The organism is Stenotrophomonas sp. Y6, from assembly GCF_022436665.1.
Taxonomy (GTDB): domain Bacteria; phylum Pseudomonadota; class Gammaproteobacteria; order Xanthomonadales; family Xanthomonadaceae; genus Stenotrophomonas; species Stenotrophomonas acidaminiphila_A.
Window position 1 is genome coordinate 186,667 of sequence record NZ_JAKUKB010000006.1, and the last position, 26,505, is coordinate 213,171.

The following is a 26,505-nucleotide window of genomic DNA, read 5'->3' on the forward strand; positions in this document are numbered from 1 at the left end:
CTCCGGTATGCTCGCCGGCCCCGCATACCCATGCGCCAATCAATGGAAGGATCAATGCAGCGCATCGCAATTGCCATCGGGCTGATCGGCCTGGTGGCCCTGGGCCCGCTCCGCGCCTCGGCGAACCCGGTCATCGACACCACCCGGCCCACGGCCGCGCAGATCGAGCGCATCCAGGCCGAGCTGGCCGGGCACAAGATCTACAGCGAACTGAAACCGGCCGACCATGCGCAGGTGGTCAATGCGCTGTCGCGCATCCAGGAAAAGCTGGGCAGCGACGGCGTCCTGTCCGGCCTGCATCCGGCCGCGCAGGCGGACGTGGTCAACGACCAGGAACTGGTCAACACCCTGCTTGCCAAGGCCAGGGCGGACAGCCGCCTGGTGTGCCGCCGGGAAGTGCCAACCGGCAGCAATCGCCCGCAGACCATCTGCATGACGGTCGCCGAACGCGCCGCCGCGCGCGAGCGCAGCATGGACGTCATGCGCAAGACCGGCATCAGCCGGCCGGAAATAATTCCCTGACCCCCGGTGGCGGCGGACTCACCCGCCGCCCACCACGCCCGCCGCCTGCAACGCCCGCAGGCGGCCGGCATCGAGCGACAGCACCTCTTCGAGCACCTGCGCGGTGTGCTGCCCCAGCACCGGGGCGGCCTGCCGGTACTGCAGTGGCGTAGCCGAGAACCGCACCGGGTTGCGCACCCCCGGCACGCTGCCGCCCGCCGCATGCGGCAGGTCGATGCGCAGTCCGCGCGCGCGGACCTGCGGATCGTCGAAGACCTGGTCGACGCGGTTGACCGGGCTGGCCGGCACCTGCGCCCGTTCCAGCTCCTGCAGCCATTCGCCGGCGCTGCGCGTGCGCAGCCGCTGCTGCAGCAGCGGCACCAGTGCGGCGCGATGCGCCACCCGCCCGCTGTTGGTCGCATAGCGGGCATCGGCGGCCAGCTCCGGGGTGCCGATCACCTCGCACAGGCGCGCGAACTGCGCGTCGTTGCCCACCGCCAGCATGAAATGGCCATCGGCCGCCGGCATCACCTGGTACGGCACGATGTTCGGGTGCGCGGTGCCCTGGCGGCCCGGCACCTGGCCACCGACCAGCCAGTTGGACGCCTGGTTGGCCAGCCACGCCACCTGCGTGTCCAGCAGCGCCAGGTCGATCTGCTGGCCCTGGCCGGTGCGTTCGGCATGGCGCAGCGCCGCCAGGATCGCGGTGGCCGCGTACATGCCGGTCATCAGGTCGGTCGCGGCCACGCCCACCTTCTGCGGGCCACCGCCGGGCGCGTCGTCGGGTTCACCGGTCACGCTCATCAATCCGCCGATGGCCTGGATGGCGGCGTCGTAGCCGGCGCGTCGCGCGTAAGGCCCGTCCTGGCCGTAACCGGTGATCGAGCAGTACACCAGCGCCGGGTTGAGCGCGCGCAGGCTGGCGTAGTCCAGCCCGTACTTCGCCAGCCCGCCGACCTTGTAGTTTTCCACCAGTACCTGGCAGCGCGCGGCCAGCGCGCGGATCAGCGCCTGCCCCTGCGGCTGGGTGAAGTCGATGGCGACCGAACGCTTGCCGCGGTTGGCGCACAGGTAGTACGCCGACTCGGTGGTGTCATTGCCCGCGGCGTCCCTGAGGAACGGCGGCCCCCAGCCACGGGTGTCGTCGCCCACGCCCGGGCGCTCGACCTTGATGACATCGGCGCCGAAATCGGCCAGCACCTGGGTGGCCCACGGCCCGGCCAGGATGCGCGACAGGTCGAGCACGCGCACGCCGTCGAGCAGGTTCATCGCGGTGTTCCCCATTGCGCCCCGGAAGCGCGGCTTCCGGGGCGTCCAGCGTTCGTCGCGATACCGCTCAGAACGCGTTGATGCCGGTCAGTTCGCGGCCGACCACCAGCTGGTGCACGGTTTCGGTGCCTTCATAGGTGATCACCGACTCCAGGTTCAGCGCATGGCGGATGGCCGCGTGCTCGGTGGTGATGCCGGCGCCGCCCAGCAGGTCGCGGCACTCGCGGGCGATGTCGATGGCCAGGCGGCAGTTGTTCCACTTGGCCAGCGACACCTGCTGCGGCTGCATTTCCCCGGCATCCTTCAGGCGGCCCAGCTGCAGCACCAGCAGCTGGCCGGCGGTGATGCGCCGGGCCATGTCGGCCATCTTGATCTGCGCGCTCTGGGTGGCCGCCACCGGACGCCCGAACAGGATGCGCTCCTTGGTGTAGGCCAGCACTTCGTCCAGGCAGGCGATGGCCGCGCCGAGCGGGCCCCAGGTGATGCCGTAGCGGGCCTGGGTCAGGCAGCCCAGCGGGCCCTTGAGCCCCTTTACGTTGGGCAGCCGGTTGGCGTCGGGTACGCGCACGTTGTCGAAGAACAGCGCGCCGGTCACCGAGGCGCGCAGGCTCATCTTGTGCTTGATCTCCTGCGCGGTGAAGCCCGGGGTGCCCTTCTCGATGACGAAGCCCTGCACGCCCTCGTCGGTGTTGGCCCAGACGATGGCGATGTCGGCCACCGAGCCGTTGGTGATCCACATCTTGGAGCCGTTGATGATCCAGTCACCGCCGTCCTTGACCGCGCGGGTCTTCATGCTGGCCGGGTCCGAGCCGCCATGCGCCTCGGTCAGGCCGAAGCAGCCGATGACCTTGCCGCGCGCCATGTCCGGCAGCCAGCGCATGCGCTGCTCTTCCGAGCCGTAGGCGTAGATCGGGTACATGCACAGCGAGCTCTGCACCGAGACGAAGCTGCGCAGGCCGGAATCGCCGCGCTCCAGCTCCTGGCAGATCAGGCCGTAGCTGACGCCATTGAGTCCGGCGCCGCCGTACTGCTCCGGCAGCGTGCTGCCCAGCAGGCCCATGTCGGCGATCTCGGGGATCAGCTCGTCGGGGAAGCGGCCCTGGTCGAAACAGTCGCCGATGATCGGCAGCACGCGTTCGTCGGTGAAGCGGGCAACGGAGTCCTGCACGGCGCGCTCTTCCTCGCTCAGCAGCGAACGCACATCGAACAGGTCGAAGGGGTTGAGGGTCTTCAAAGTCATTGCTGTCTCGGAAAGTGCCATCACGGCCGGGAAGGTGGATGAATAAGGTAGTCCATCCGCACGGGGAAAGTCGCTGCGAGCGCACGTGGACCCGGGGCTGGCCGCCACCGGCGGCCCGGCAACGGCCTCCATACCCCCCCGCCGGGCGCGGGCCGGCCCAACCAACGGAACAGGCACGGCACGCGGCCGACGCGGTATGGTGTCGCCCTTTCCGCCCTCCGAAGCCCGCCGATGCCCGCCAACCCGTCCGTCGCCGCCCCGGCTCCGCCGTCGCAGAAACTGGAACGCGCGCTCAAACCGCGCCAGCTGATCATGATGGGCCTGGGCAGCGCGATCGGCGCCGGCCTGTTCCTGGGCTCGGGGGTGGGCATCCATGCCGCCGGCCCGGCGGTGCTGCTGTCCTACCTGGTCGCCGGCACGCTGGTGATCATCATGATGCACGCCATGGGCGAAATGGCCGCGGCGCGCCCGGCCAGCGGTGCGTTCTCGGTCTACGCGGCCGATGCGCTGGGCGCCACCGCCGGCGCCACCATCGGCTGGCTGTGGTGGGTGCAGCTGGTGATCGTGATCGCGGCCGAGTCGGTCGGCGCCGCCGGCCTGCTGGCCACGCTGTGGCCGCAGCTGTCGGTGCCGCTGACCTCGCTGGCATTCATGGTGGCCTTCACCGTCATCAACCTGATGGGCGTGCGCAACTACGGCGAGTTCGAATTCTGGTTCGCCATCCTCAAGGTCGCCGCGATCGTCGCCTTCATCGTGATCGGCATCGCGCTGCTGTGCGGGCTGCTGCCCGGCGTGCCCTCGCCCGGCCTGTCCAACCTGTTCGGGCACGGCGGCTTCGCGCCCAATGGCCTGGCCGGCATCGGCGCGGCACTGCTGGTGGTGGTGTTCGCCTTCGGCGGCACCGAGATCGTGGCCGTCGCCGCGGCCGAGACCCAGGACCCGGAACGCAGCCTGGCGCGCGCGATCCGCACCGTGGCCTGGCGCATCCTGGTGTTCTACATCGGCTCGATCGGGGTGATCATCGCGGTGGTGCCGTGGACCAGCGAATCGCTGAAGTCGCCGTTCGCGGCGGTGCTGCAGGTCGCCAACATCCCCGGCGCGGCCACCGCCATCACCCTGATCGCGGTGATCGCGCTGCTGTCGGCGCTCAACGCCAATCTCTACGGCGCCTCGCGCATGATCCATTCGCTGGCGGCGCGCGGCGAGGCGCCACGCGGGCTGGCCCGGGTCAGCCGCCGCCAGGTCCCGGTGCTGGCGGTGCTGGCCAGCGTGCTGTTCGGCTTCGCCGCCACCGTGCTGGAGCTGCTGTATCCGGACCGGGTGCTGCCGGTGCTGCTGAACGTGGTCGGTTCGACCTGCCTGCTGGTGTGGACCATCACCCTAGTCTCGCAGCTGGTGCTGCGGCGCCGCGCCGAGCGCCTGGGCACGCCGCTGCCGTTCCGCATGGCCGGCTTCCCCTACCTGACGGTACTGGCGCTGGCGATCCTGGTGCTGATCTTCGCGCTGCTGCTGTCGGCGCCCGAGACCCGCCTGCAGTTCCTGTCGATGGCCGCCTTGACCGCCGCCATCGCCGTGTTCAACGCGCTGGCGCGGCGCTTCCGCGGCGGCTGACGACGCCACCGGGCCCGCGCGAACCGGGCCCGTCCAGGCCAGGCTTGTATTGGCGCGCGGGGGGCGGCAGGCTCCGCCCATCCGAGACCCGCGCCATGCCCACGCCCGATCCCCGTGTCGACGCCTACATCGCCCGCGCCGCCGCCTTCGCGCAGCCGATCCTGCGTGAGATCCGCCAGCGCGTGCACGCGGCCTGCCCCGGGGTGGAAGAAGCCATCAGATGGGGCATGCCGGCCTTCCTGCACCGTGGCCGGCTGCTGTGCGGAATGGCCGCGTTCAAGGCGCACGCCGCGCTGAACCTGTGGGCGCGGGACGCCGGGGACAGCGGTGCCGGCGGGGGCATGGGCCAGTACGGGCGGCTGCGCTCGGTCGCCGACCTGCCCGCCAGGCGGGGGTTCGCCGCCCAGCTGCACCAGGCCATGCAGCGCATCGAGGGCGGCGCGCCCGTCCTCAAGCGCGCGCCGCGGCCGCCGCTACCCATGCTGCCGGCGTTCGCCCAGGCGCTGGCCGCGGCGCCACAGGCCAGGGCCACGTTCGACGGCTTCGCGCCCGGCGCCCGCCGCGATTACCTGGAATGGATCGGCCAGGCCAGGCGCGAAACCACCCGCCAGCAGCGCATCGCCCAGGCCATCGAATGGCTGGCCCAGGGCAAGCGCCGCCACTGGAAACACGAAAGGCATTGACGCCGGCCCCGCCAACGATTCCACTTGCCCCCGAAAGTACGACACGACTCCCCACGCAACGCCATGACCGACCTTGAAGACCTCATCCAGCGCGCCATAGACCCGTCATCCGTCAAGCTGGAAGGCACCCTCACCAATCCCCCTTCCTTCGGCGTCTACCTGGTCCAGGACACCGACAACGACAGCCAGCACTACCGGTTCGGCAGCCACCCGGTGCGCATGCAGGAGCTGGAGGACAGGTTCGGCGGCTGCGAGCTGGAATACCTGTTCCTGTCGCGCGAGGACGCCGCGGCAGTGACCTCGGCGCTGAACAAGCGCGAGGAATGAAGCACGCCCTTCGCGGCGCCGCGCCGGTGCCGCCGAAGCGGCGCCGGCACGCGGCCAGCGGCGTCAGCCGATCACCCGCCTGAACGGCGGCAGCGCGTCGATGATGCGCTTGCCGTAGCGGCGCGTGAGCAGCCGCGAATCGAGAATGACCACGCGCCCGGTATCGGTGGAGGTGCGGATCAGGCGCCCGGCGAACTGGGTCAGCGTGCGCAGCGCATGCGGGATCGCGATCAGGTTGAAGGAATTCAACCCGCGGCTCTCGAACCACTCGCTCAACGTCGAGGTCTGCGGATCGGTCGGCACCGCGAACGGCACCTGGGTGATGACCACCGTGGTACAGGCCTCGCCCGGCAGGTCCAGGCCCTCGCCGAACGAATTGAGCCCGAACAGCACCGAGCCCTCGCCGGCGGCGGTGCGGCGCAGGTGCTCGTCGATCATCTTCTGCTTGGCGCCTTCGCCCTGCACCAGCACCTTCCGGCGCAGCGTGGCCGGCATCAGCTCGGCCACCTTCTCCATCTTCCAGCGCGAGGTGAACAGCACGATGCTGCCCTTGTCCCAGTCCAGCTCGGCGGCCAGGTACTTCGCCACCTCCTTCGGGTGGCGCTCGCGGTCGTCCGGCGTCACCGGGAACGGCGGCACCACCAGCTGCGCCTGGTTGGGCAGGTCGAACGGCGAGGCCAGCGACACCATTTCCGCCTCGGCCGGAATGCCGTTGTCGATGGCCAACGCCTGGAAATCGCCGCCGCCGGTGAGCGTGGCCGAGGTCATCACCACCGAATCCACTTCGTCCCACAACAGCTTGCGCAGCACCATCGCCGCCGACACCGGCGAGCAGTGCAGCACATGCTCGCCGTCGCGGGTCAGGGTGATCCAGCGCGCCATCGGCGGCTGGCCTTCCTTGTCCTCGCGGCGCCAGCCGGCCCACAGGTCGTACTGCTGCTGGATCATCTCCAGCGCCATGCCCAGGCTGCGCTGCAGGCGCTCGTGGGCGGCGTCCTCGGGCTTGCCCTTGGCCACCTGCGCGGCCGCGGCCGTGGCCCAGTTGAGCAGGGTGCGGGTCTCGTCGGCCAGTTCCTCGACCGGCTGCCGCCAGGCCTCCGGCAGGCGGCCGTTGGCGGCGCGCCACAGCGGCTCGCGTTCGTCCGGCGCCGGCGTCCACACCTGCGCGATGCCGTCGGCGAACGCCTTGAGCAGCTTGGCCACGCGCGCCGCGGCGTCGATCGCCTCGTTCGGCAGCAGGTTGCCGATCCTGTCCTTGTCCACCGCGCGGTAGGCGCCGGCGATGATGATCTGCAGGCGCCCGGTGCGCCGCGCCATGTCATCCAGCGGCAGGCTGGCCGCGCCCTGGTCGATGGCGACGTTGCCGATGTGGTGGCCTTCGTCCAGCACCAGCAGCATGTCGGCGGGCGCGGCGATCAGCGGCTGGCCGTTGTCGGATTCGCCGATGGACAGCGCCGACAGCAGCAGCGCGTGGTTGGTCACCACGATCTGCGCCTCGCGCACCTCGTTGCGCGCGCGCAGCACCGGGCACTGGGTCGAATAGGCACAGCGGCGCCCGGCGCAGCCCGAGGCCGGGGTGGTGATGCGCAGGCGCAGGCCGGGCGTGACCGCTTCGGGCGCATTGTCCAGGTCGCCGTTCCAGCGGCCTTCGCTGAAGGCCCGCACCAGCCGGCCGGCCACGTCCATCTCGATCGGCGCCAGCGGCCGCTCGTAGAGCAGCACTTCGTCGCCGAACATGCCCTCCTGCGCGCCTTCGCCCTGCGCTTCGGCGGCATTGCGCGTGCACAGGTAGCGGGTGCGGCCCTTGGCCAGCGCCACCGTGGCCTGCAGGCCGGTGGCCTTGAGGAAACTGGGAATGTCGCGCTCGACCAGCTGCGACTGCAGCGCCACCGTGCCGGTGCTGATCACCAGCTTCTTCTTCGAGGCCAGCGCGATGGGCACGCCGGCGGTCAGGTAGCCCAGGCTCTTGCCGACCCCGGTCGGCGCCTCGACCACGCCCACGCCACCGCTGGCCAGCGCGCGCGAGACCACGCCGATCATCTGGCTCTGCGAGCGCCGCGTGCTGAATCCGGGCGTGTTGGCCTGCAGCTTCGCGTAGGCGTCGCGGATGGCCGTCTTCACTTCCTCGGTCAACGCACGCGGCGCTTCCACTTTCTCCGTCACGCCGACCTGCCGCCTGCTACCTTCATGCCCGGCATTTTCCCATACCGGCGCGGCACATGCCCCGTAGATGCCGGGCTTGCCCGGCATGGGGCTTCACCGGCCCGGCTTAATGCGGGGCAAGCCCCGCATCTACGGGGCGCATGGATTCCGGCAGGAAACACGCCGACCCCGGCAAGCATTCCGTAGGTGCCGGGCTTGCGCGGCACGGAGCTTCACCGGCCCGGCTTCATGCGGGGCAAGCCCCGCGTCTACGGCGGGCATGGATTCCGGCATGAAACACGCCGACCCCGGCATGCATTCCGTAGGTGCCGGGCTTGCCCGGCACAGAGGCTCTCCCGGCACGGGCTTCACCGGCGCGGCTTCATGCCGGGGCCCCGCATCCATGACAGGCATGCGCCTGCGCGTGGCACTCCGACAAAGACCGCGGAGCTCACTGATACACGCCGTCGCCACTGGTCGATACGGTGCCGCCATGCCCAGCCCAAAGCTCCGAAAAGGCCGCCACTCCGTGCAGGGCGCCGTCTATGCCGTCACCGTGGTCACGCACCACCGGCAGGCCCTGTTCCGGGATGCCGCGTTGGCCGAGATCGTCCGCGGGCAAGTACGCCGCAGCGATCTGGAGGGCGGCAGCCAGACCCACGCCTGGGTAGCGATGCCCGACCACCTGCATTGGTTGTTCACCCTCGACCATGGTGAGCTTTCCGCTTGCCTGCGCCGCTTCAAGTCACGGTCCGCAAGGGCCATGAATCGCGCGCGCGGGCAGAGCGGCGCGATCTGGCAGCCAGGCTTCTACGACCATTGCCTGCGCCACGACGAAGACCTGCTGATACAGGCACGCTACATCCTCGCCAACCCGGTGCGAGCGGGGCTGGTCACCGATGTCCGCGAATATCCACACTGGGGGTGCCATTGGGTTCCGCCTCCCATTGGACTTGATGGTCTATAGACGTTTCATGCGGGGCAAGCCCCGCATCTACGGGCGCATGAATTCCGGCACGAAACACGCCGACCCCGACACGCACCCGTAGGTGCCGGGCTTGCCCGGTACGGGGGCTTCACCGGCGCAGCTTCATGCGGGGCAAGCTCCGCATCTACGGGGGCATGGATTCCGTCAGGAAACACGCCGCCCCCGGCCATGGATTTCGGTATGAAACACCCCGACGTCGGCACGCACCCCGTAGGTGCCGGGCTTGCCCGGCACAGGGGCTCGCCCGGCACAGGTTCGCGGCCACGCGTGGCAGCTCAGGCTTTCGCCGGCCCGCGCAGGGCCCTGGCCAGCGCCCAGGCCAACAGCACGAAGCCGCCGGCTTCCAGCAGCGACACCGCGAAGTGGCCGACGCCCAGCGCGGTATTGAGCGCGGCGATGCCATCGAAGTTGCCCGCGGCGATCAGCAGCAGCGGCAACACCGCCAGCACCGCGCCGGACAGCGTGCTCGCCATCAGGATCGCCAGCGCCCACAGCGCGGCGCTGCGCGCCACCGCCTTCGGCGCCCCCAGCAGCAGGACCAGCGCCACGCCCAGCGCGACCATCACCGGCAGGCGGTAGCCCACCGATACCAGCAGCGAGCCCAGCAATTGCGTCTGGTCCACGCCGCTCAGTCCGCGGTGACCAGGGTGGCGGCGCGTGCGCGCAGCCCGGCGTAGACCGCGTCGGTCTCCGGGCGCACCCCGTGCCACTGCTGGTAGCTTTCCGCCGCCTGCTCCACCAGCATGCCCAGGCCGTCGAACTCATTGCGGCACCCGGCCGCGCGCGCCCAGGCCAGGAAAGGAATCGCCGCCTCGCCGTAGTTCAGGTCGACCGCGGTGGTCAGGCTGTTGACCAGCGACAGCGGCAGGGTGAAGGCCGCGCCCTCGCCCCGGCCGGCCGAGGTGGCGTTGATGATCAGCTCGAAGTCGCCCTGCTCGCGCAGTGCGTCCCAATAGGCCGAGATGACGCGGCCCGGTTCGCTCATCGCGTCCACCAGCGCATCGGCGCGCTCCGGGGTGCGGTTGGCCACCACCAGTTCGAGGATGCCGGCGTCGAGCAGCGCCGGGGCCACGCCGCGCGCGGCGCCACCGGCGCCGAGCAGCAGCACGCGGCGACCGCGCAGGTCCAGCCCGTTGCGGCCGGTGAGGTCGCGCACCAGGCCGATGCCGTCGGTGTTGTCGCCATGCCAGCGCTCGCCCTTGCGCAGCAGGGTGTTGACCGCGCCGGCACGCTGCGCGCGCGAAGTGGTGGTGGCGCACAGCGCGAACGCCGCTTCCTTGTGCGGCAGGGTCACGTTGGCGCCCACCCCGCCGTCGGCGGCGAACGCGTCCAGCGCCGCGGTGAAATCCTGCGCGGTGGCATCGATGGCGCGGTAATCGATCTCGATCCCCTGCGCCCTGGCGAAGGCGGCGTGGATGTGCGGCGACTGCGAATGGGCGATGGGGTGGCCAAAGACGGCGTAGCGGGCGACGCTCATGGTGATCCTCTGCATGACCTAGACTGGCGCGATCCCTGGCTTGCGGAACCTCCATGCGGACCCGATCGCTGCTGCTCGCGCTGTCCATGAGTCTACTCTTTGCACCGCGGGTGACGGCACTGGCGGAGTTCGGCATCGAAGGCATCGGCGTGGTGTCCACCCGTGCCGACGAGCTGCGCGCCACGCGCTCGGCCGATGGCCGGCGCCTGGTCTGGGCCAGCAACCGCGACGGTGGCGCAGGCGGCTGGGACCTGTGGCAGGCCACCTGGCAGGACGCGCGCTGGAGCGACCCGCGCCCGCTGCCACTGGACACCGCGGCCGATGAGGTCGATCCGTTCCTGGATGCCGCCGGCCGCTGGCTGTACTTCGCCTCCAACCGCAAGGGCGGCCATGGCGGCTTCGACCTGTACCGCGCGGCGCTGCGCGACGACGGCGGCTTCGGCCCGGCGCAGAACCTGGGCGCGGCCATCAATGGCGCCGACCACGAACGCTCGCCGGCCGTGCACGACCACGACGGCAGCCTGCTGCTGGCCAGCGACCGCGCGGGCGGCGCCGGCGGCTGGGACCTGTGGCGCGCGCACCGTGCCGGCGACGGGTTCGCCGCGCCGCAGCCGATGACCGGCCTCAACGGTGCCGACGACGAACTGGACGGCGCTTGGCTGGCCGGTGGGCGCGCGGTGGTGTTCGCACGCGGCAAGGGCGAAAGGCGCGCGCAGCTGCAGCTGTCGCACTGCCACCAGGGACAGTGGAGCGCGGCGCAACCGCTGGCGCTGTCGTTCAACAGCGCCGAGGGCGATACCCGGGCGGCGCTGGTCGACGCCAGTACCCCGGGCGAACTGCTGGTCAGCGGCCATGCGCGCGCGCCGCGTGCCGGCGGCTTCGACCTGTACCGGATGCGGGCGCCGGCCAGCGACGGCAGCGGCGACTGCCGCTAGCGGGAGCCAACGCGCCGGCACCGCGCATGCGTCGTGCGGCGCGCGGCGGTGAGGACGGTCAAGGTTCATGCGGGGCAAGCCCCGCATCTACGCAGTGCATGGATTGGGGTAGCAGGCCCGTAGGTGCCGGGCTCGCCCGGCACGGGCTTCCCCGGGACGGCCACATGCGCGGCGAGCCCCGCATCCACGGAGTGCGTGGATTGGGGCAGCAGGCCCGTAGCTGCCGCGCTCGCCCGGCACGGGCTTCACCGGCACGGCCACATGCGCGGCGGGCCCCGCATCCACGGAATGCGTGGATCGTGGCAGCAGGCCCGTAGGTGCCGGGCTCGCCCGGCACAGGCTTCACCGGCACGGCCACATGCGCGGCAAGCCCATCCACGGAGGGCCACATGCGGGGCAAGCCCCGCATCTACGGAGCACGGGCTTCCCCGGGAAGGCCACATGCGGGGCGGGCCCCGCCTCTACGGTTGGGGGTCGTTACCGGGAGCCGGGTTGCCGGCAAGCACTTCGGCGCGCCGCCGCTCGTACTCCACTTCACCGATGCGCCCGGCCTGCCGCAGGCCGGCCAGTTCGCGCAGCCGTGCCTCGACCTCCGGTGGCAGCGGTGATTGCCGCTGCAGCCGTTGCGCGGCCGACGGCAGCTCCGGCGGTCGCCGCGCGGCGCGGACCACGGCGGCGATCACCAGCCCGATCACCACCGCGAACGCGGTCACCCCGACCACCCACACCACCCATTGCCAGGGCTGCATGCCGGGCGCGTCCATCAGCCTTCCCGCAGCCAGCGCGCGATCTGCGGCGCGTAGTAGGTCAGCACGCCGTCGGCACCGGCGCGCTTGAAGCCGATCATGGTCTCCATCACGCAGCGGCGTTCGTCCAGCCAGCCGTTGGCGGCGGCCGCCTTGAGCATCGCGTACTCGCCACTGACGTGGTAGGCGAAGGTCGGCACGCCGAACTCCTGCTTCACCCGGTACACCACGTCCAGGTACGGCATGCCCGGCTTGACCATCACCATGTCCGCGCCTTCGTCCAGGTCCAGCGCGATCTCGCGCAGCGCCTCGTCGCTGTTGGCCGGGTCCATCTGGTAGGTGTGCTTGTCGGCCTTGCCCAGGTTGCCGGCGCTGCCCAGCGCATCGCGGAACGGGCCGTAGAAGGCCGAGGCGTACTTGGCCGAATAGGCCATGATGCGGGTGTTGATGTGGCCGGCGTCGTCCAGCGCCTGGCGGATCGCGCCGATGCGCCCGTCCATCATGTCCGAGGGCGAGACGATGTCCACGCCGGCCTCGGCATGCGACAGCGACTGCTTCACCAGGGCATCGACGGTGACGTCGTTGAGCACGTAGCCACGCGCGTCGATGATGCCGTCCTGGCCGTGCACGGTGAACGGGTCCAGGGCCACGTCGGTCATCACCCCCAGCTCGGGGAAGCGCTGCTTGAGCGCGCGCACCGCGCGCTGCGCCAACCCGTCGGGGTTCCAGGCCTCGGCGGCGTCGAGCGACTTGCACGACGGGTCGACCACCGGGAACAGGTCGATCACCGGCACCCCCAGTTCCAGCGCCTGCTCGGCCTCGCGCAGCAGTTCGTCGATGGACAGGCGTTCCACGCCCGGCATCGATGCCACCGGCGCGCGGCCGGCCAGCTCGTGCACGAACACCGGCCAGATCAGGTCGTCGGCGGTGAACGTGTTCTCGCGCATCAGCCGGCGCGAGAAGGCATCGTGGCGCATGCGGCGCGGGCGGTAACGGGGGTGGAACATGGTGGGACTCCGGATGGGGGGGATGGCTATTGCAGCAGGTAGCCCTGCGGTTGCAGCGGTTCGGGCAACGGGTGCTCGCCCAGTGCGTCGAGTACGTCGATCTCGAGGGTGCGCACCATGGCGTCCAGCGGCAGGTCGTTGGGTTCCAGGCCGAACGGCTCTTCCAGCTCCTCGCCGAGCTGGTCCAGGCCGAAGAACGCGTAGGCCAGCAGCATCGACACCACCGGCGTGGCCCAGCCGAGCGCGCCGGCCAGGCCGAACGGCAGCAGCACGCAGAACAGCCACGCGCAGCGGTGCAGCAGCAGGGTGTAGGCGAACGGCAGTGGCGTGCCGGCGATGCGCTCGCACGCCGCCTGCACCGAGGACAGCGCATGCAGGCGCTGTTCGAAGCAGGCGTACAGGTAAGGGTCGAGGCGGCCGGCGCGCAGCGGCACCGCCAGTTCGGCGGCGACCAGCGCCAGCAGGCCGTCGGGGATGTTCTGCCGCTGCAGCAGCGCCTGCTGCCCGGGCGCCAGCCACGGCGCGGCCGCGGCGGCGGCGTCGCGGCCGCGCAGGCGCGCGGCCAGGGCATGGGCGAAACCGACCAGCAGCCGCGACACCCGCCGGCACAGCGGCGCGTCGTCGGCCAGCAGCGCGTTGGCCTGGCGCACGAAGCTGCGGGTCTCGACCAGCAGCTGCCCCCACTGCTTGCGACCTTCCCACCAGCGCTCGTGGCAGGCGTTGTTGCGGAAGCTCAGGAAGATCGACAGCACCAGCCCCAGCAGGGTGAACGGCGCCACCGCCAGGCCATTGGCGGCGAATGGATGATGCAGCTTGGCCAGCAGTGCCACGGCCACCGCCAGCACCCCGATCGCCAGCACCCGCGGGGCGATGGCCGGCACGATCGAACCGCGCAGGATGTACAGCAGCTGCCAGCCGCGGGGGCGGGGTCGGATGATCATCGGTGGGGGGGTCGCGCCGGCTGCGGGCCCTGGGCGCCGGACCGTCAGCCGGCAGGGTCCGCCATTCTACGCCCCGCGGTCAGACCAGGCCGCCACCCAGGCCCAGGCGGATCACCCCGACCACGATCACCGCCACGTTGAGCAGCAGCCCGGCCTTGGCGCGGCCGCGGTTGCCCTCACGGGTGAACAGCAGGCCGATGCCGGCGATGACCGCGCCGACCGCGGCGAACGGGATCAGGAACCAGTTGCCCCAGCCCAGCAGCGGGATGAAGGCCAACACCATCCACAGCAGCGCCACGATGCCCCAGACCAGGCTGATCAGTCCCATGTCGTTCCCTCCGCTGGTTGATGCGCGCAAGATAGCCCGGAAATCCCCGCGATCAAACGTTCCACGCGGTTCGCGGCCGATTCACGCGTGCGCGCCGATGATCCCGCCATCACCCACCCGGGAGTGAACCCATGAAACTACCGCTCGCCATCGCATTGGGCGTCGCCCTGGCCACCGGCGGCTGCGCCAGCACCTCACGGGTCATGCTCGGCCAGGCGCGCGCGCCGGTGGACCCGGCCAGCGTGCAGATCTATTCCACGCCACCGGCCGGCGCGGTGGAGATCGCCCAGCTGGAGGCCTCCAGCGCGGTCGGCTTCGGCACCCAGGGCCAGACCGATGCGGCCATTGCCCGGCTCAAGCGCGAGGCCGCGGCGCTGGGCGCCAACGGCGTGATCCTGATGGGGGTGGGCGCCGGCGGCTCGCCGGTGGGCATGTCGGTCGGCGGCGGCAGCTACGGCCGACATGGTGGCGGGGGCCTGAGCGTGGGCATCCCCACCCAGCAGAAGCGCGCCGCCGGCGTGGCGATCTGGGTGCCGCCGGGCGCCAGGTAGGCGCTGCGGCGCCGGTCAGGTGTCGCGGCTGGCGCCGCCGCCACTTGGGCAGCGGCGCCGATGACGCTTACCTGCGGCGCTGCGCCGGGATGAACACCTCGTCCACAGCGGTGGCCAGCTGGTCCGGCGGCAGCAGCCCCTGGTCGAGCAGGAAGTTGTTGAACGCCAAGCGGTCGAAGCGGTCGCCCAGCGCCAGCTCGGTGCGCATGCGCAGTTCCATGATCCGGGTATAGCCGTAGAAGTAGCTGCAGGCCTGGCCCGGCGCCCGCACGGTGTAGCGGTCCAGTTCCTGGGTGGCCATGGCCTCGGACAGGCCGACGCCTTCCACCAGCACCTTGCGCGCCTGCTCGCGGTCGGTCAGGCCGAGGTTGAGCATCGGGTCGAGCATGGCGCGGGCGGCGCGCAGCAGCCGGAACTGCAGCGCGATCATCTGCCCGTCCAGCGGCTCGAACGGCACCAGCTCGGCCTCGGCGTACAGCGCCCAGCCCTCGACGTTGACCGAGTTGAACGCGAACAGCGTGCGCGCCAGCGAGATGCCGCGCTCGACCATCGCCGCGAACTGCAGGTCATGGCCCGGGCGGCCTTCGTGCGCGCTCAGCGTCCACGCCGCCGAACCGAAGTTGAAATCGTCGTACTGCGCCTTGCCGCCCGAGGCCGGGTTGCCCAGCGGCAGCACGAAGGTGCCCTGCTGCCCGGTGTTGCCGACCAGCGGCGGCGGCAGGTAATGCGGCGCCGGCGACGCGGCGCTCTCGGCCGCGCTGCCCAGGCGCATCTGCAGCGGGCGCTGCGGCACGTCGACGATGCGCTGGCGGCGGATGATCGGGTCGATGGCGTCGATGATGCCGCGGTAGTGCGCCTCCAGGCGGTCGTTGCCGATCGTGTCCTGCTTCAGCGCGCGGATCACCGCGGCGTAGTCGTTGGCATCATCCACCTTCAGGCCCTTGGCCTGCACCACCAGCGGCGCCAGCTGGCGCATCATCGCGCGGGTTTCCATGTATTCCAGCTGCGCGCGCTGCACCAGCAGCGCCGGGTCGATGTCCACGCCCACGTCCTTGAGCTGGAAGGCATACAACTCGGCCGGCAGGCGGGTGTCGGTGCGCGCCTGTGGCAACACGTCCCGGCGCGTCCATGCGATGTACTCCTTCATCTGCGTGGCCAGGGTGGCCAGCGCGGCGTCCGCGCCCTTGATGTCGTACTTTGCGAACAGCTTGCCGATGCCGTCGATGTAGGTATCCACATTGGCGATGGCCTGTTCGACCTCGATCCGGGTCGGCTGCAGCAGGCCCGGGGTACCGCTCTTCTCGGCGTAGCGCTGCCGCGCCAGGGTGGCCAGCGGCTGGCTGCCCGGGGCCTGGCCGATATAGGCCTTGAGCCGGTCCAGCGCCCGGGCCCGGCGCTCCGCCGGCACCTGGTCGGACAGCAGCCCGTTGAGGCCGCCGAACACGCTCTGCGGCACGTCCACCCACGGCATCAGGTGCTGCTCCTCGAGCGCGCTGCCCTCGATGCCGCGGCCGGCCGCGGCGATCATGATCTCCAGGTCCTGGCGCACGTTGGGGTCGCGTTCGAGCTGGAGCTTTTCGCGCAGCTGGGTACGCGCCTGCTCCAGCGCGGCGCGGTAGCGCGCGGCGTTGTCCGGACCAAGGTCGACGACCTTGTCGTCGTAGCCCGGGACGCCGAAGAAGCTGGCCATCTCCGGCCGGAACGGTGCCTGCGTGCGCAGCAGGATCTGCGCCAGCGCGTTGCTGTGCGCCACCCAGGCCGGCGCGGATGTGGCCGCCGGGGACGACGGCGTGGTGGCCGCGGCCAGCGGCAATGGCGTGGCCAGGGCAAGGGCGACGGCGAGGACGATCGGTTTCATGCGCGCGGCTCCGGGGGTGGAGCCGTGACCCTACGCAGTCAGCGGCAACCGGGCAAGATCGCGCAGTCGCGGTCGCGGTCGTCGCGCAGGTCCACCGGCGCATGCCGGCCCGGCAGTTCCGCCTGCAGCCGCGGGTAGGACCAGCGCCCCTGGCGGCGTTGCGCGCGCACGTCGAGCTTGCCGCTGCCATGCGGTCCCTGGATGCGGATCACCATGTCGGCGCCGCCGTCATCACCGAACTGGTTGATGCTGCCGAACGGGAACGGCTTGGCCCGCAGCGGCTGCCCGAGCGCCGCGGCTACTTCCGGGTCGCGGCCGGCGCGCGCCAGCGCCTCGCGGTAGGGCTCGCTGCGCTCCAGCGGCGCGGCCATCTGCCGCAGGCCCATCCACGAGGTCAGCGACCAGCCACCGACGATCAGCAGCACGAACAGCGGCAACGCCCACTTGAGGTTGCGTTGCAGCCAGTTGCGCGGCGGCCGCTGGCCGGGCGTGCGGGCGCCCGGCAGGGGCGGGGGCAGTGACGACATCCGTGTCCTCCTGTCCGGCTCAGGGCTTGAGGCAGCGCGCGAGGAAGTCCTCGGCGACGCGGTAGCGGTGCAGCGCGTTGCTGCCGGACAGGCCATGCTTGGCGCCCGGGTAGGTCATCAGTTCGAATGGCTGGCCGCGCTTCTGCAGCGCGCTCATCAGATTGGTCGAGTGGGTGAACAGCACGTTGTCGTCGGCCATCCCATGGATCAGCAGCAGCGGCGAGGTCAGCCCATCGATGTGGGTGAGGATGCGCCCTTCGCGGTAACCGTCGGGGTTGGCCGCCGGCAGGTTCATGTAGCGCTCGGTGTAGTGCGTGTCGTACAGGCCCCAGTCGGTGACCGGCGCGCCGGCCACGCCGCAGGCGTACTGGTCCGACGCCTTGGCCAGCAGCATCAGGGTCATGTAGCCGCCGTTGGACCAGCCCTGCACGCCGATGCGCGCACCGTCCACCCACGGCTGCCGCTTCAGCCATTCCACGCCCTTGAGCTGGTCGGCCACTTCCACCGTGCCCTGCACGCCATACAGCGCGCCGCCGAAATCGCGGCCGCGGCGCGGCGTGCCGCGGTTGTCCAGCGAGAACACCACGTAGCCGTGCTGCGCCAGGTACTGGTTGAACAGGTGGTCGCCGCGGCCGGGCCAGCTGTCGGTGACCGTCTGCGACGCCGGGCCGCCATACACGTAGACCGCCACCGGGTACTGCTTGGCCGGGTCGAAGCCGGCCGGCTTGATCAGGCTGTAGTGCAGCTCGGTGCGGCCATCGGCGGCGGTGAGCGTGCCGTACTCGACCGGCCGCTGCGCGTCGCGGTACTTCGCGTACGGATGCGCCGGGTCGGCCAGGTCGTTGTCCAGCAGCGTGGCGATCTTCTCGCCATTGGCGCGGTACAGCTCGATCTGCGGCGGCGTGGTGCTGTTGGACCAGCTGTCCACGTAGACGCTGGCGTTGTTGGCGAACGCGGCGCTGTGCATGCCCGCCGCGCGCGAGAGCTTCACCGGCGCGCCGCCGGCCAGCGGCACGGCATGGATCTCGCTGTGCAGCGGCGACTCGATCCCGGCGCGGAAATAGACCTTGCCCGCGTCCTCGTCCACCGCCAGCAATTCGTCCACCGGCCAGGCGCCGGAGGTCAGCGGGGTCAGCGTGGCGCCGTCCTCGCTGGCCAGGTACAGGTGTTCGAAGCCGCTGCGCTCGGACGACCACAGGAAACGGCCATCCTTGAGGAAGCGCAGGTCGTTGTGCAGCGGCACCCAGGTCCGGCTGGTCTCGGTGACCAGGGTGCGCTGGCGGCCGTCGGCCAGCGTGGTCTCGATCAGTTCCAGCGTCTTCTGGTCGCGACTCTGGCGCTGGAAGGTCAGGCGCTGCGGGTCGCGCCAGGTGACGCGGGCCAGGTAGATGTCCTGCTCCCTGCCCAGGTCGACCCACTTCGGCGCGGCACCGGCACGCGGTGCGACCACACCGAGCTTGACCCGCACGTTGGGGTCGCCGGCCGCCGGGTAGCGCTGTTCGATCATCTCCACGCGGTCGGCGTACATCTCATAGCGCTTCTGCGCCGGCACCGGCGATTCATCGATGCGGGCGAAGGCGATCGCCGAGTCGTCCGGTGCCCACCAGTAGCCGGTGTGGCGGTCCATTTCCTCGTCGGCGACGAATTCGGCCACGCCGTTGCCGATGGTGGCGCTGCCGTCGCGGGTCAGCTGCAGCGGCTTGCCGTTGGCCAGGTCGATCACCCACAGGTTGCGCTCGCGCACGAAGCTGACGAACCCGCCCCTGGGCGAGATCTTCGGGTCGGTGGCGAAGCCTTCGCCGTGGGTGAGCTGGCGCACCGCGTCGCGGCCCTGCCGGCCCAGGTCGTACAGGTAGAGTTCGCCGCCGAGCGGGAACAGCAGGGTCTTCGCATCGGGCGACCACTGGTAATCGACGATGCCGGTCATCGCCGCGATGCGCTGGCGTTCACGCCGCGCCTTTTCCTCGTCGCTCAGGGTCTCGGTGCCGGGCAGCACCACCTTGGAATCGACCAGCAGCCGGGTCTGGCCGCTGGCGATGTCGTATTCCCACAGGTCCAGCTGGTTGCGGTCGCTGTCCTTGCCGCGCAGGAAGGTCACACGCGAACCATCCGGCGCCACCTTGGGCTTCATCAGCGTCGGCCCGGACAGCGGCGCGCTGCCGGTGATGGCTTCCAGGGTGAGTTTTTCGGCGTGGACGGCGGGCGTGGCGAGCATCATGGCAAGGGCGAGGAACAAGGGGCGCATGGGCTTCCTGTCATGGACAGCATGGATCGCACCATCCTAGCCGAGCCCGCCCGCGCCTGCCCCCTGCCGTCAGTCCCGCCCGCGGCTCAGCGCTGGTTGCGCTGCTCCTCGCGCAGCCGGCGACGGATGAAGAACACCGTGAAAACCGGAATCCCCAGGATGATCAACGCCCCGCAGATCGTCAGCCAGCCCACCGGTTGCGTCAGCATGTCGCGCAGTATCGGATGCATCGTCCCCTCCCCGTGCCGTTGTCGATAGAGGCAGCGTAGGGAGGGCTGCCGTGGCTGGCCTTGCGTTGGATCAATCCGGACGGCGGGCCGGCCTGCGGCCATTGGCCGCAGGCCGCCACGGCACCGCGGCTCAGCGCTTGCCGAACAGGTGCTGCCGCTCCTCCTCGCTCAGCGGCTTGCCGGCGTCCGGGTTCACCGTCGGGCCGAGCGCGTAGGCGCGCTGCGTGGCCGGGCGCATGGCGATGGCCTGGTGCCAGCGGTGCAGGTGCGGGAAGGCGTCGAAGTCGGCCGGCAACTTGCTGTAGGCGCCGATCCACGGGTAGCTGGCCATGTCGGCGATGCCGTACTCGTCGCCGCCCAGGTAGGCCGATTCGGACAGGCGCTTGTCCATCACCCGGTGCAGGCGCCGTACCTCGCTGTCGTAGCGCTCGATGGCATAGGCGATGCGCTCAGGCGCATACACGTTGAAGTGGCCCATCTGCCCGCTCATCGGCCCCAGCCCGCCCATCTGCCAGAACAGCCACTCCAGCGCGGTGGCGCGACCGCGCAGGTCGCTCGGCAGGAAGCGGCCGGTCTTCTCGGCCAGGTACAGCAGGATCGCGCCGGACTCGAACACGCTCAGCGGCGCGCCGCCGTCGGCCGGTGCATGGTCGACGATCGCCGGCATCTTGTTGTTCGGCGAAATGGCGAGGAACTCGGGCTGGAACTGGTCGCCCTTGCCGATGTTGACCGGTACCAGACGGTACGGCAGCCCGGCCTCTTCCAGGAACAGGGTGATCTTGTGGCCGTTGGGGGTGGGCCAGTAATAGAGGTCGATCATGAATGCGTCTCCGTGGGGGGAACCGTCACCGGGGATCGATACGGTAACGCTTGGCAGCCTACCGGACGACCGTTAACCTGCCGCCTTCCCGCAACGCAGCATTCCTGCCATGTCCGAACACAAACCGCTCAGCCCCCTCCCGGCCCTGATCTTCGCCTCGCGCTGGCTGCAGTTGCCGCTCTATCTCGGCCTGATCATCGCCCAATGCGTCTACGTGTTCCTGTTCGGCAAGGAACTGTGGCACCTGATCCACGACGCCAACGCCCTGGGCGAGCAGCAGATCATGCTGATCGTGCTCGGCCTGATCGACGTGGTGATGATCTCCAACCTGCTGGTGATGGTGATCGTCGGCGGCTACGAGACCTTCGTCTCGCGCCTGGGCCTGCAGGGTCACCCGGACCAGCCGGAGTGGCTCAGCCACGTCAACGCATCGGTACTGAAGGTGAAGCTGGCGATGGCGATCATCGGCATCTCCTCGATCCACCTGCTCAAGACCTTCATCGAGGCCGGGCAGCTGGGGCTGCCGCTGTGCGGGTCGGAAGCGGCCACGGGCGTTGCGTGTACCAAGTTCACCTCCACCGGGGTGATGTGGCAGACCATCATCCACTGCGTGTTCATCCTGTCGGCGGTCGGCATCGCCTGGACCGACAAACTGATGTCCAACGGGCATTCCAAACAGAACGGGCACTGATCGACGCCCCCGCGCGGCCGCTGGCCCCGCCGTGCGGCGGCCATCGGCGGCAGCGCCATGCGCCCCCCGCCTCGTGCAACCCGGGGCGGCAATGCTAGATTCTCCCTTCGCACCGGGTCCGGCCGACGTGGGGAAACGCCGCGCATCCATGACGGCCCGGGCGAACCACCATTCGCGTTCGTCGATTCAAGGGGAAGATTGATGTCGTACGTCACGATCCACGGCAAAGCGCGCCTGCTGGCGCCCGCCCTGCTGGCCGTCGCCCTGGCGGCCTGCTCGGGCAAGGACGATTCCGCCCCGGCGGCTGCCGCCGGCACGCCCGCCAGCCCCGCCGCGACCCCCGCCGAGCCCGCGGTTTCGGCCAAGGTGCAGTCGATGGGCACCGACCAGCTGCGCGACTCGGCCAGCACCGCACTGCGCGAGAACCGCATGTACGCGCCGGCCGGCGACAACGCCATGGAGTACTACCTGGCCCTGCGCGACAAGCTGCCCGACGACGCGGCAGTCAAGAGCGCGCTGACCGACCTGCAGCCCTACACCCTGATCGCCGCCGAGCAGAGCCTGGCGCGCGAGGACTTCCCCGAAGCGCAGCGCCTGGTGGCGCTGATCGAGAAGGTGGACCCGTCGGCACCGGCGCTGCCGCGCCTGAAGCAGGGCATCACCCGCGGCATGGAAGTGGCGGTCAAGCGCACCCAGGAAGAGACCGACAAGGTCAAGAAGGACGCCGAGAACCGCGCCAAGCAGCTGGTCGAACAGCAGCGGCTGGCACAGCAGCAGGCCGCCGAGGCCAGTGCCGCGCAGCAGCTGGCCGCGCGCCAGGAAGCGGCGCGCAAGGAAAGCGAGCGGCTGGAGGCCGAGCGCCAGGCCGCGGCCAAGCGCGAGGCCGACGCCCGCGCCGCGGCGCAGCAGGTGGCGGCCGCACCGAAGCCGGCCGCGGCCGCGCCGACCCTGCGCGCGGTGAGCACGCCGGCCCCGCGCTACCCCGCCGACGCGCTGCGGTCGGGCACTTCCGGCGAAGTGCTGGTGGAACTCACCATCGGTACCGACGGCTCGGTGACCGATGCCCGCGTGCTGCGTGCCAACCCGCCGCGGGTATTCGACCGCGAGGCGCTGAACGCGGTCCGGCGCTGGCGCTTCGAGCCGATTTCCAGCCCGACCACCACCCGCCGCACGCTGGCATTCCAGCCCAACCAGTAGCCGCAGGAGGCTTACCGGCGGAAGGCGTGTGCGACGAAGCGTGCGCCGGGCATTGAAGCGTGCGCGGCAAGCCGCGCACCTACGAAGGCGGAAGGCCCGGAGCGATCCGGGCCTTCATTTCGTTGCGGGTCCGGAATGTTCCGTCCGTAGAGGCGGGGCTTGCCCCGCCTGGGCCTTGCCGATGCGGCACGTGAAGCGTGCGCGGCAAGCATTGAAGCGTGCGCGGCAAGCCGCGCACCTACGAGGACGAAAGGCCCGGAACGATCCGGGCCTTCATTTCGTTGCGGGTCCGGAATGCTCCAAAATGCTCCCATTCGTAGAGGCGGGGCTCGCCCCGCCTGGACCTTGCCGCCGCGGCAGGTGAAGCGTGCGCGGCAAGCATTGAAGCGTGCGCGGCAAGCCGCGCACCTACGAGGGCGGAAGGCCCGGGGCGATCCGGCCTCCATTCTTGTTGCGGGACCGAAGCGTTCCCATTCGTAGCGGCGGGGCTTGCCCCGCCTGGGCCTTCGCCGCGGCGCGTGAAGCGTGCGCGGCAAACATTGAAGCGTGCGCGGCAAGCCGCGCACCTACGAAGACGGAACGCCCGGAGCACCCACAAAAACGAAAGGCCCGGAGCGATCCGGGCCTTTCGCTTCTCCTGCGCCGATGTGGGCTCAGCCCGAGATCGCCAGCTTTTCCTGTTTGTAGCGCCACACCGCCATGGCCCACAGCACCACGGTCAGCAGCAGCGAGGCCCCGAGGTAGACGCCCCACTGCTCGGCGCCCGGCATTTCGCCGCGGGTCACCTTCACCAGCATCTGGTTCTGCGACAGGAACGGCACCGCGTACTGCCACAGCTGGGTGTCCTTCAGCGGATAGGCCATCAGCGCGTAGCCAGGCATCATCGCCATCATCATCAGCCAGACGATGTGGCTCTGCGCTTCCTTCATGCTCTTGGCGCCGGCAGCCAGGCAGGTCAGCAGCGCGGTGCCGATCAGCACCAGCGGCAGCAGCACCAGTAGCAGCTTGCCCATCGCCATGAAGCTCACGTCCAGCGAACTGCCCACGCCACGGCCGAGGCTGGCGCTGAACTTGAACGACAGCAGGATCAGCAGGATCGCGGTCAGCCCGACCAGGGTCGATGCCAGCATCTTGCCGCTGACCAGGGCGCCGCGTGGCGCCGGGGTGGCCAGCAGCGGTTCCAGCGACTGCCGTTCGCGCTCGCCGGCGGTGGTGTCCATGACCAGGTGCGAGCCACCGATGAAGGCGGACATCATCAACAGGATCGGCAGGATGACCGACAGCAGGATGCCGCGCTTGGCCTCGGCGGTGGCCAGGTCGCGCGTGCCCACGCTGACCGGCATGGCCACCGCGGGATTGACGCCGCGCGCCATCAGCCGCAGTGCGCCCACCTGCTGGCCGTAGGCCGCCAGCACCTTGCGCACGCGCGCCACCTGCACGTCGCTGGTGCGGCGGGTGGTGTCGGCGACGACCTCGACCTTGGCCGGCTTGCCGGCATGCCAGTCGTCGGCGAAGTCCGCCGCGACCACCAGCGCCACGTCCTCGCGCTGGGCGCGGATGCGGGCTTCGTAGTCGTCCGGCGCCTCGCGCGGGGTGATGCCCTGGCTGGCCAGGAACGCCATCAGGTTGGGCGCGCGCTCCATGCCGACCACGGACAGCGCCATGTCCTTTTCCAGCTGGTTGGACACCCGCAGGTTGCTGAGCTTGTCGATGCCCAGGAACAGCAGCGGGTACAGCAGCGGCGCGATGAACAGGGTCAGGAAGAAGGTGCGGCGGTCGCGGGCGAAATCGCGCAGCTCCTTGCGCATCACCGTGAACATGCTGCCAATGAATCCGGTCTTGTTCATGCGTGCAGGCCCTCTTCGCTGCCGATCAGCTTGACGAACGCGTCTTCCAGGTTGCTCTCGCCGGCATGCTCACGCAGCTCGTCCGGCGTGCCCTGCGCCACCACGCGGCCATGGGCGACGATGACGATGCGGTCGCACAGCGCCGCCACCTCCTGCATGATGTGGCTGGAGAAGATCACGCAGCGGCCTTCGCCGCGCAGCTCCTTGAGGAAACCGCGCAGGCCGCGGGTGGTCATCACGTCCAGGCCGTTGGTCGGTTCGTCGAGAATCACGTTCTTCGGGTCGTGCACCAGCGCGCGGGCGATGGCGGTCTTGGTGCGCTGGCCCTGGCTGAAGCCTTCGGTCGAGCGGTCGAGGAAGTCCTCCATCTGCAGCGCCGCGGCCAGGCGCGCGATGCGCGCGGCGATCGCCGCCGCATCCATGCCATGCAGCTGGCCGAAGTACTCGATGTTCTCGCGCGCGGTCAGGCGCTTGTACACGCCGCGCGCGTCCGGCAGCACGCCCAGGCTGCGGCGCACCGTGTCGGGGTCGGCCGCGGCGTCCACGCCATCGACCATGACCTTGCCGGTCTCGGGGGTCATCAGCGTGTAGAGCATGCGCAGCGTGGTGGTCTTGCCGGCGCCGTTGGGGCCGAGCAGGCCGGTGATCTGGCCGTCGTGGGCGGTGAAGCCGACGTCGTCCACCGCGATCACCGGCGTCTTGTCCTTGCCCTTGCCGGGGAAGGTCTTGCGGAGTCGTTCTGCAACGATCATGGAAGCGGATTCCTCAGGGGTGCGTGGACGGTCACGGTTCCCAGCCATTGAAGCTGGTGAACGGCGGCACGTAGGTGAGTTTTTCCAGGCAGGTGGCATCGAGCGCGGCGGCGTCGGTGGTGTCGACGAACTGCGCGAACAGCTTGGGCATGCAGCCGGCGCCGATGACCGCGTGGCCCTGGCCGCGCAGCACGAACAGGCGCCCCTTGGGCAGCTGCTTGGCCACCTCCTCGCCATAGCGCGGCGGGGTGACCGGATCGAACTCGCCTTCCAGCACCAGCGCGGGCACCGCGGTGGCCAGGGGCGTGTGGAAATCGGCCGGCATCCGGCCCTTCGGCCAGGTGCTGCACATCGCCGCCAGGCTATCGGCCATGCGGTTGCCGAGCACGGTGTCCGCGTCCTCGGCGCGGGCGGCCATGCCCTGGTCGTCTTCGCTGCAGATCACCGACAGCTGCATGCCCATGGCCATGCTGTCCTTCATGCCGCCCTGCAGCATCTTCGCCAGCGCCATCAGGTCGCCGTAGCGGCCATTGCGCGCCTCGTGGATGAGCTTGGGCAGCAACGCGGCGGCTTCCGGCATGTAGGCGTACATGCGCACCAGCCCGGCGACGGTATCGGCGCGCAGCACGTCCTCGTGCTCCTGCCCGGTGCTGGCATCGCGGTAGCGCACCGTCACCGGGTTGGCGCGCAGTGCGGCCAGCAATGCGTCCAGTTCGGCGCGCGGGTCGCCCAGCGCGGCCTTGCACGCGGGGTTGCCGGTGCATTGGGCGAACTGCAGGGCCAGCGCATCGTCCAGGTTGCGGGCGAAGATGTTGCCCAGCTGCAGGGTGTTGGGCACCACCGAGTCGAGCACGATGCTGCGCGTGCTGGCCGGGTGGCGCATGGCGTACTGCTGCGCGACGCGGGTGCCGTAGCTGACACCGACCAGGTTGATCTGCGCCGCGCCGATCGCCTGGCGCACCGCGTCCAGGTCGGCCACCGCGTCGGTGGTGGTGTAGTGGCGCAGGTCGGCCTTGCCCGACAACGCCGCCACGCAGGCGGCGGCGCTGGCCTGCATCGCCTCGACGCTGGCGTCGTCGTCCTCCGGCGGCTCGCACGACAACAGGTTGGATTTGCCGGTGCCGCGCTGGTCGAGCAGGATCACGTTGCGCCGCTTGCGCACCTCGGCGAAGGCCGGGTCGATCTGCGGATAGCTCTGCGTGGCGGACTGCCCGGGGCCGCCGGCCAGGAAGAACACCGGGTCCGGCAGCGCGCTTTCGGGCTTGTCCGGGGTCAGCAGCGCGATGTTCAGCGCGATCTTGCGGCCCTGCGGGTTGCCGCGGTCCTCGGCGACCTCGAAGGTGGTGCACTGGGCTTCCAGGCTGTCGCGGCTGTTCGGCGAATCGAGGGTGCACGGACGGAACGCGAGGCTGCCGAGCATCAGCGGCTTGACCTCCGCCTCGGTGGCGGGCAGCGGCGCCTTGGCGGCCTCGGCCTCATCGGGTGCGGGCTTGAGCGCGCGGTAGCCGAGCACGGCGCCAAGCGCGGCCACCGCCAGGAGGATACGGGTCTTGCGGGACATCATCGGAACAGCCCCTTGTGGTTGATGGAAC

General features: G+C 70.4%; 26 protein-coding genes. 9 read left to right on the forward strand and 17 right to left on the reverse strand.

Features of this window, described 5'->3' with window-relative positions; translation table 11 throughout:
• The first annotated feature begins 54 nt into the window (after positions 1–54).
• The gene (locus MKP15_RS09175; RefSeq protein ID WP_161614466.1) at positions 55–522 is read left to right on the forward strand and encodes a hypothetical protein; all 468 of its coding nucleotides are present in this window, start codon (positions 55–57) and stop codon (positions 520–522) included.
• A gap of 18 nt (positions 523–540) precedes the next feature.
• Here the strand turns inward: MKP15_RS09175 and MKP15_RS09180 are convergent, their stop codons facing one another.
• Together MKP15_RS09180 and MKP15_RS09185 are read right to left on the reverse strand one after the other, a co-directional pair.
• Positions 541–1,770 (reverse strand): CaiB/BaiF CoA-transferase family protein, encoded by a 1,230-nt coding sequence (locus tag MKP15_RS09180; protein WP_240212506.1) that lies wholly within the window; start codon positions 1,768–1,770, stop codon positions 541–543.
• Positions 1,771–1,837: 67 nt separating this feature from the next.
• Entirely contained in the window at positions 1,838–3,010 is a 1,173-nt protein-coding gene (locus MKP15_RS09185) for an acyl-CoA dehydrogenase family protein (protein ID WP_161614464.1), read from the reverse strand.
• A 231-nt stretch (positions 3,011–3,241) separates the two neighbouring features.
• On the opposite strand from MKP15_RS09185, the gene MKP15_RS09190 reads away from it, so the two are divergent.
• The 3 genes from MKP15_RS09190 (at position 3,242) to MKP15_RS09200 (ending at position 5,631) form a co-directional block, all read left to right on the forward strand.
• Positions 3,242–4,621, forward strand: coding sequence for an amino acid permease (locus MKP15_RS09190; RefSeq protein ID WP_161614463.1), 1,380 nt, complete (start codon positions 3,242–3,244; stop codon positions 4,619–4,621).
• Positions 4,622–4,716: 95 nt separating this feature from the next.
• Positions 4,717–5,304: a YdeI/OmpD-associated family protein gene (locus MKP15_RS09195; protein ID WP_240212507.1), complete on the forward strand. Its 588-nt coding sequence runs from the start codon at positions 4,717–4,719 to the stop codon at positions 5,302–5,304.
• A gap of 63 nt (positions 5,305–5,367) precedes the next feature.
• Complete coding sequence (locus tag MKP15_RS09200; RefSeq protein ID WP_104939881.1) at positions 5,368–5,631, forward strand: hypothetical protein; 264 nt, start codon at positions 5,368–5,370, stop codon at positions 5,629–5,631.
• A gap of 63 nt (positions 5,632–5,694) precedes the next feature.
• On the opposite strand, the gene dinG is transcribed toward MKP15_RS09200, so the two are convergent.
• On the reverse strand, positions 5,695–7,794 hold the full coding sequence (dinG, locus tag MKP15_RS09205) for an ATP-dependent DNA helicase DinG (protein ID WP_240212508.1): 2,100 nt from the start codon (positions 7,792–7,794) through the stop codon (positions 5,695–5,697).
• 472 nt (positions 7,795–8,266) lie between these two features.
• Between dinG and MKP15_RS09210 the strand changes: the two genes are divergently transcribed.
• Positions 8,267–8,740, forward strand: coding sequence for a transposase (locus tag MKP15_RS09210; RefSeq protein ID WP_240212509.1), 474 nt, complete (start codon positions 8,267–8,269; stop codon positions 8,738–8,740).
• Between the two features lie 296 nt (positions 8,741–9,036).
• On the opposite strand, the gene MKP15_RS09215 is transcribed toward MKP15_RS09210, so the two are convergent.
• The gene (locus tag MKP15_RS09215) at positions 9,037–9,384 is read right to left on the reverse strand and encodes a hypothetical protein (RefSeq protein WP_240212510.1); all 348 of its coding nucleotides are present in this window, start codon (positions 9,382–9,384) and stop codon (positions 9,037–9,039) included.
• Between the two features lie 5 nt (positions 9,385–9,389).
• Positions 9,390–10,238 (reverse strand): shikimate dehydrogenase, encoded by an 849-nt coding sequence (aroE, locus tag MKP15_RS09220; RefSeq protein ID WP_240212511.1) that lies wholly within the window; start codon positions 10,236–10,238, stop codon positions 9,390–9,392.
• A gap of 53 nt (positions 10,239–10,291) precedes the next feature.
• Here aroE and MKP15_RS09225 point away from each other — a divergent pair, with 53 nt between their 5' ends.
• The gene (locus tag MKP15_RS09225; protein ID WP_240212512.1) at positions 10,292–11,173 is read left to right on the forward strand and encodes a TolB-like protein; all 882 of its coding nucleotides are present in this window, start codon (positions 10,292–10,294) and stop codon (positions 11,171–11,173) included.
• A 461-nt stretch (positions 11,174–11,634) separates the two neighbouring features.
• Here the strand turns inward: MKP15_RS09225 and MKP15_RS09230 are convergent, their stop codons facing one another.
• From MKP15_RS09230 to MKP15_RS09245, 4 genes are all read right to left on the reverse strand, one after another.
• Positions 11,635–11,937: a DMAP1-binding domain-containing protein gene (locus MKP15_RS09230; protein ID WP_240212513.1), complete on the reverse strand. Its 303-nt coding sequence runs from the start codon at positions 11,935–11,937 to the stop codon at positions 11,635–11,637.
• On the reverse strand, positions 11,937–12,926 hold the full coding sequence (gene hemB / locus MKP15_RS09235; protein ID WP_240212514.1) for a porphobilinogen synthase: 990 nt from the start codon (positions 12,924–12,926) through the stop codon (positions 11,937–11,939). Before hemB ends, MKP15_RS09230 begins: the two co-directional genes overlap by 1 nt.
• Positions 12,927–12,952: 26 nt before the next feature.
• Complete coding sequence (locus MKP15_RS09240; protein WP_240212515.1) at positions 12,953–13,867, reverse strand: bestrophin family ion channel; 915 nt, start codon at positions 13,865–13,867, stop codon at positions 12,953–12,955.
• A gap of 79 nt (positions 13,868–13,946) precedes the next feature.
• Complete coding sequence (locus MKP15_RS09245; RefSeq protein ID WP_161615614.1) at positions 13,947–14,195, reverse strand: hypothetical protein; 249 nt, start codon at positions 14,193–14,195, stop codon at positions 13,947–13,949.
• 131 nt (positions 14,196–14,326) lie between these two features.
• Between MKP15_RS09245 and MKP15_RS09250 the strand changes: the two genes are divergently transcribed.
• On the forward strand, positions 14,327–14,746 hold the full coding sequence (locus MKP15_RS09250) for a hypothetical protein (RefSeq protein ID WP_104939887.1): 420 nt from the start codon (positions 14,327–14,329) through the stop codon (positions 14,744–14,746).
• A gap of 67 nt (positions 14,747–14,813) precedes the next feature.
• On the opposite strand, the gene MKP15_RS09255 is transcribed toward MKP15_RS09250, so the two are convergent.
• The 5 genes from MKP15_RS09255 to MKP15_RS09275 all read right to left on the reverse strand — a co-directional run bounded on the left by MKP15_RS09255 (position 14,814) and on the right by MKP15_RS09275 (position 20,426).
• A complete protein-coding gene (locus MKP15_RS09255) occupies positions 14,814–16,604 on the reverse strand; it encodes a DUF885 domain-containing protein (RefSeq protein ID WP_240212516.1) in 1,791 nt (596 codons plus the stop codon).
• 38 nt (positions 16,605–16,642) lie between these two features.
• The gene (locus MKP15_RS09260; protein WP_240212517.1) at positions 16,643–17,131 is read right to left on the reverse strand and encodes a cytochrome c oxidase assembly factor Coa1 family protein; all 489 of its coding nucleotides are present in this window, start codon (positions 17,129–17,131) and stop codon (positions 16,643–16,645) included.
• Between the two features lie 19 nt (positions 17,132–17,150).
• On the reverse strand, positions 17,151–19,376 hold the full coding sequence (locus MKP15_RS09265; protein WP_240212518.1) for a S9 family peptidase: 2,226 nt from the start codon (positions 19,374–19,376) through the stop codon (positions 17,151–17,153).
• Positions 19,377–19,462: 86 nt separating this feature from the next.
• Positions 19,463–19,606 carry a hypothetical protein gene (locus tag MKP15_RS09270; protein WP_161615619.1) on the reverse strand — a complete coding sequence of 48 codons (144 nt, stop codon included), beginning with the start codon at positions 19,604–19,606 and terminating at the stop codon, positions 19,463–19,465.
• 130 nt (positions 19,607–19,736) lie between these two features.
• Complete coding sequence (locus tag MKP15_RS09275; protein ID WP_240212519.1) at positions 19,737–20,426, reverse strand: glutathione binding-like protein; 690 nt, start codon at positions 20,424–20,426, stop codon at positions 19,737–19,739.
• Positions 20,427–20,535: 109 nt separating this feature from the next.
• On the opposite strand from MKP15_RS09275, the gene MKP15_RS09280 reads away from it, so the two are divergent.
• Both MKP15_RS09280 and MKP15_RS09285 read left to right on the forward strand, forming a co-directional pair.
• Positions 20,536–21,117 (forward strand): TIGR00645 family protein, encoded by a 582-nt coding sequence (locus tag MKP15_RS09280; protein WP_104939895.1) that lies wholly within the window; start codon positions 20,536–20,538, stop codon positions 21,115–21,117.
• A gap of 201 nt (positions 21,118–21,318) precedes the next feature.
• The gene (locus MKP15_RS09285; protein ID WP_104939896.1) at positions 21,319–22,314 is read left to right on the forward strand and encodes an energy transducer TonB; all 996 of its coding nucleotides are present in this window, start codon (positions 21,319–21,321) and stop codon (positions 22,312–22,314) included.
• A gap of 653 nt (positions 22,315–22,967) precedes the next feature.
• On the opposite strand, the gene MKP15_RS09290 is transcribed toward MKP15_RS09285, so the two are convergent.
• Genes MKP15_RS09290 through MKP15_RS09300 form a run of 3 tightly spaced genes read right to left on the reverse strand, consistent with a single transcriptional unit; the run spans position 22,968 to position 26,477 of the window.
• Positions 22,968–24,161: an ABC transporter permease gene (locus tag MKP15_RS09290; protein WP_161614630.1), complete on the reverse strand. Its 1,194-nt coding sequence runs from the start codon at positions 24,159–24,161 to the stop codon at positions 22,968–22,970.
• Positions 24,158–24,913, reverse strand: a complete 756-nt coding sequence (locus MKP15_RS09295; RefSeq protein ID WP_161614629.1) for an ATP-binding cassette domain-containing protein — start codon at positions 24,911–24,913, stop codon at positions 24,158–24,160. The genes MKP15_RS09290 and MKP15_RS09295 overlap by 4 nt, the downstream gene beginning before the upstream one ends.
• Before the next feature lie 31 nt (positions 24,914–24,944).
• Positions 24,945–26,477 (reverse strand): alpha/beta hydrolase, encoded by a 1,533-nt coding sequence (locus MKP15_RS09300; protein ID WP_240212520.1) that lies wholly within the window; start codon positions 26,475–26,477, stop codon positions 24,945–24,947.
• Positions 26,478–26,505 lie beyond the last annotated feature (28 nt).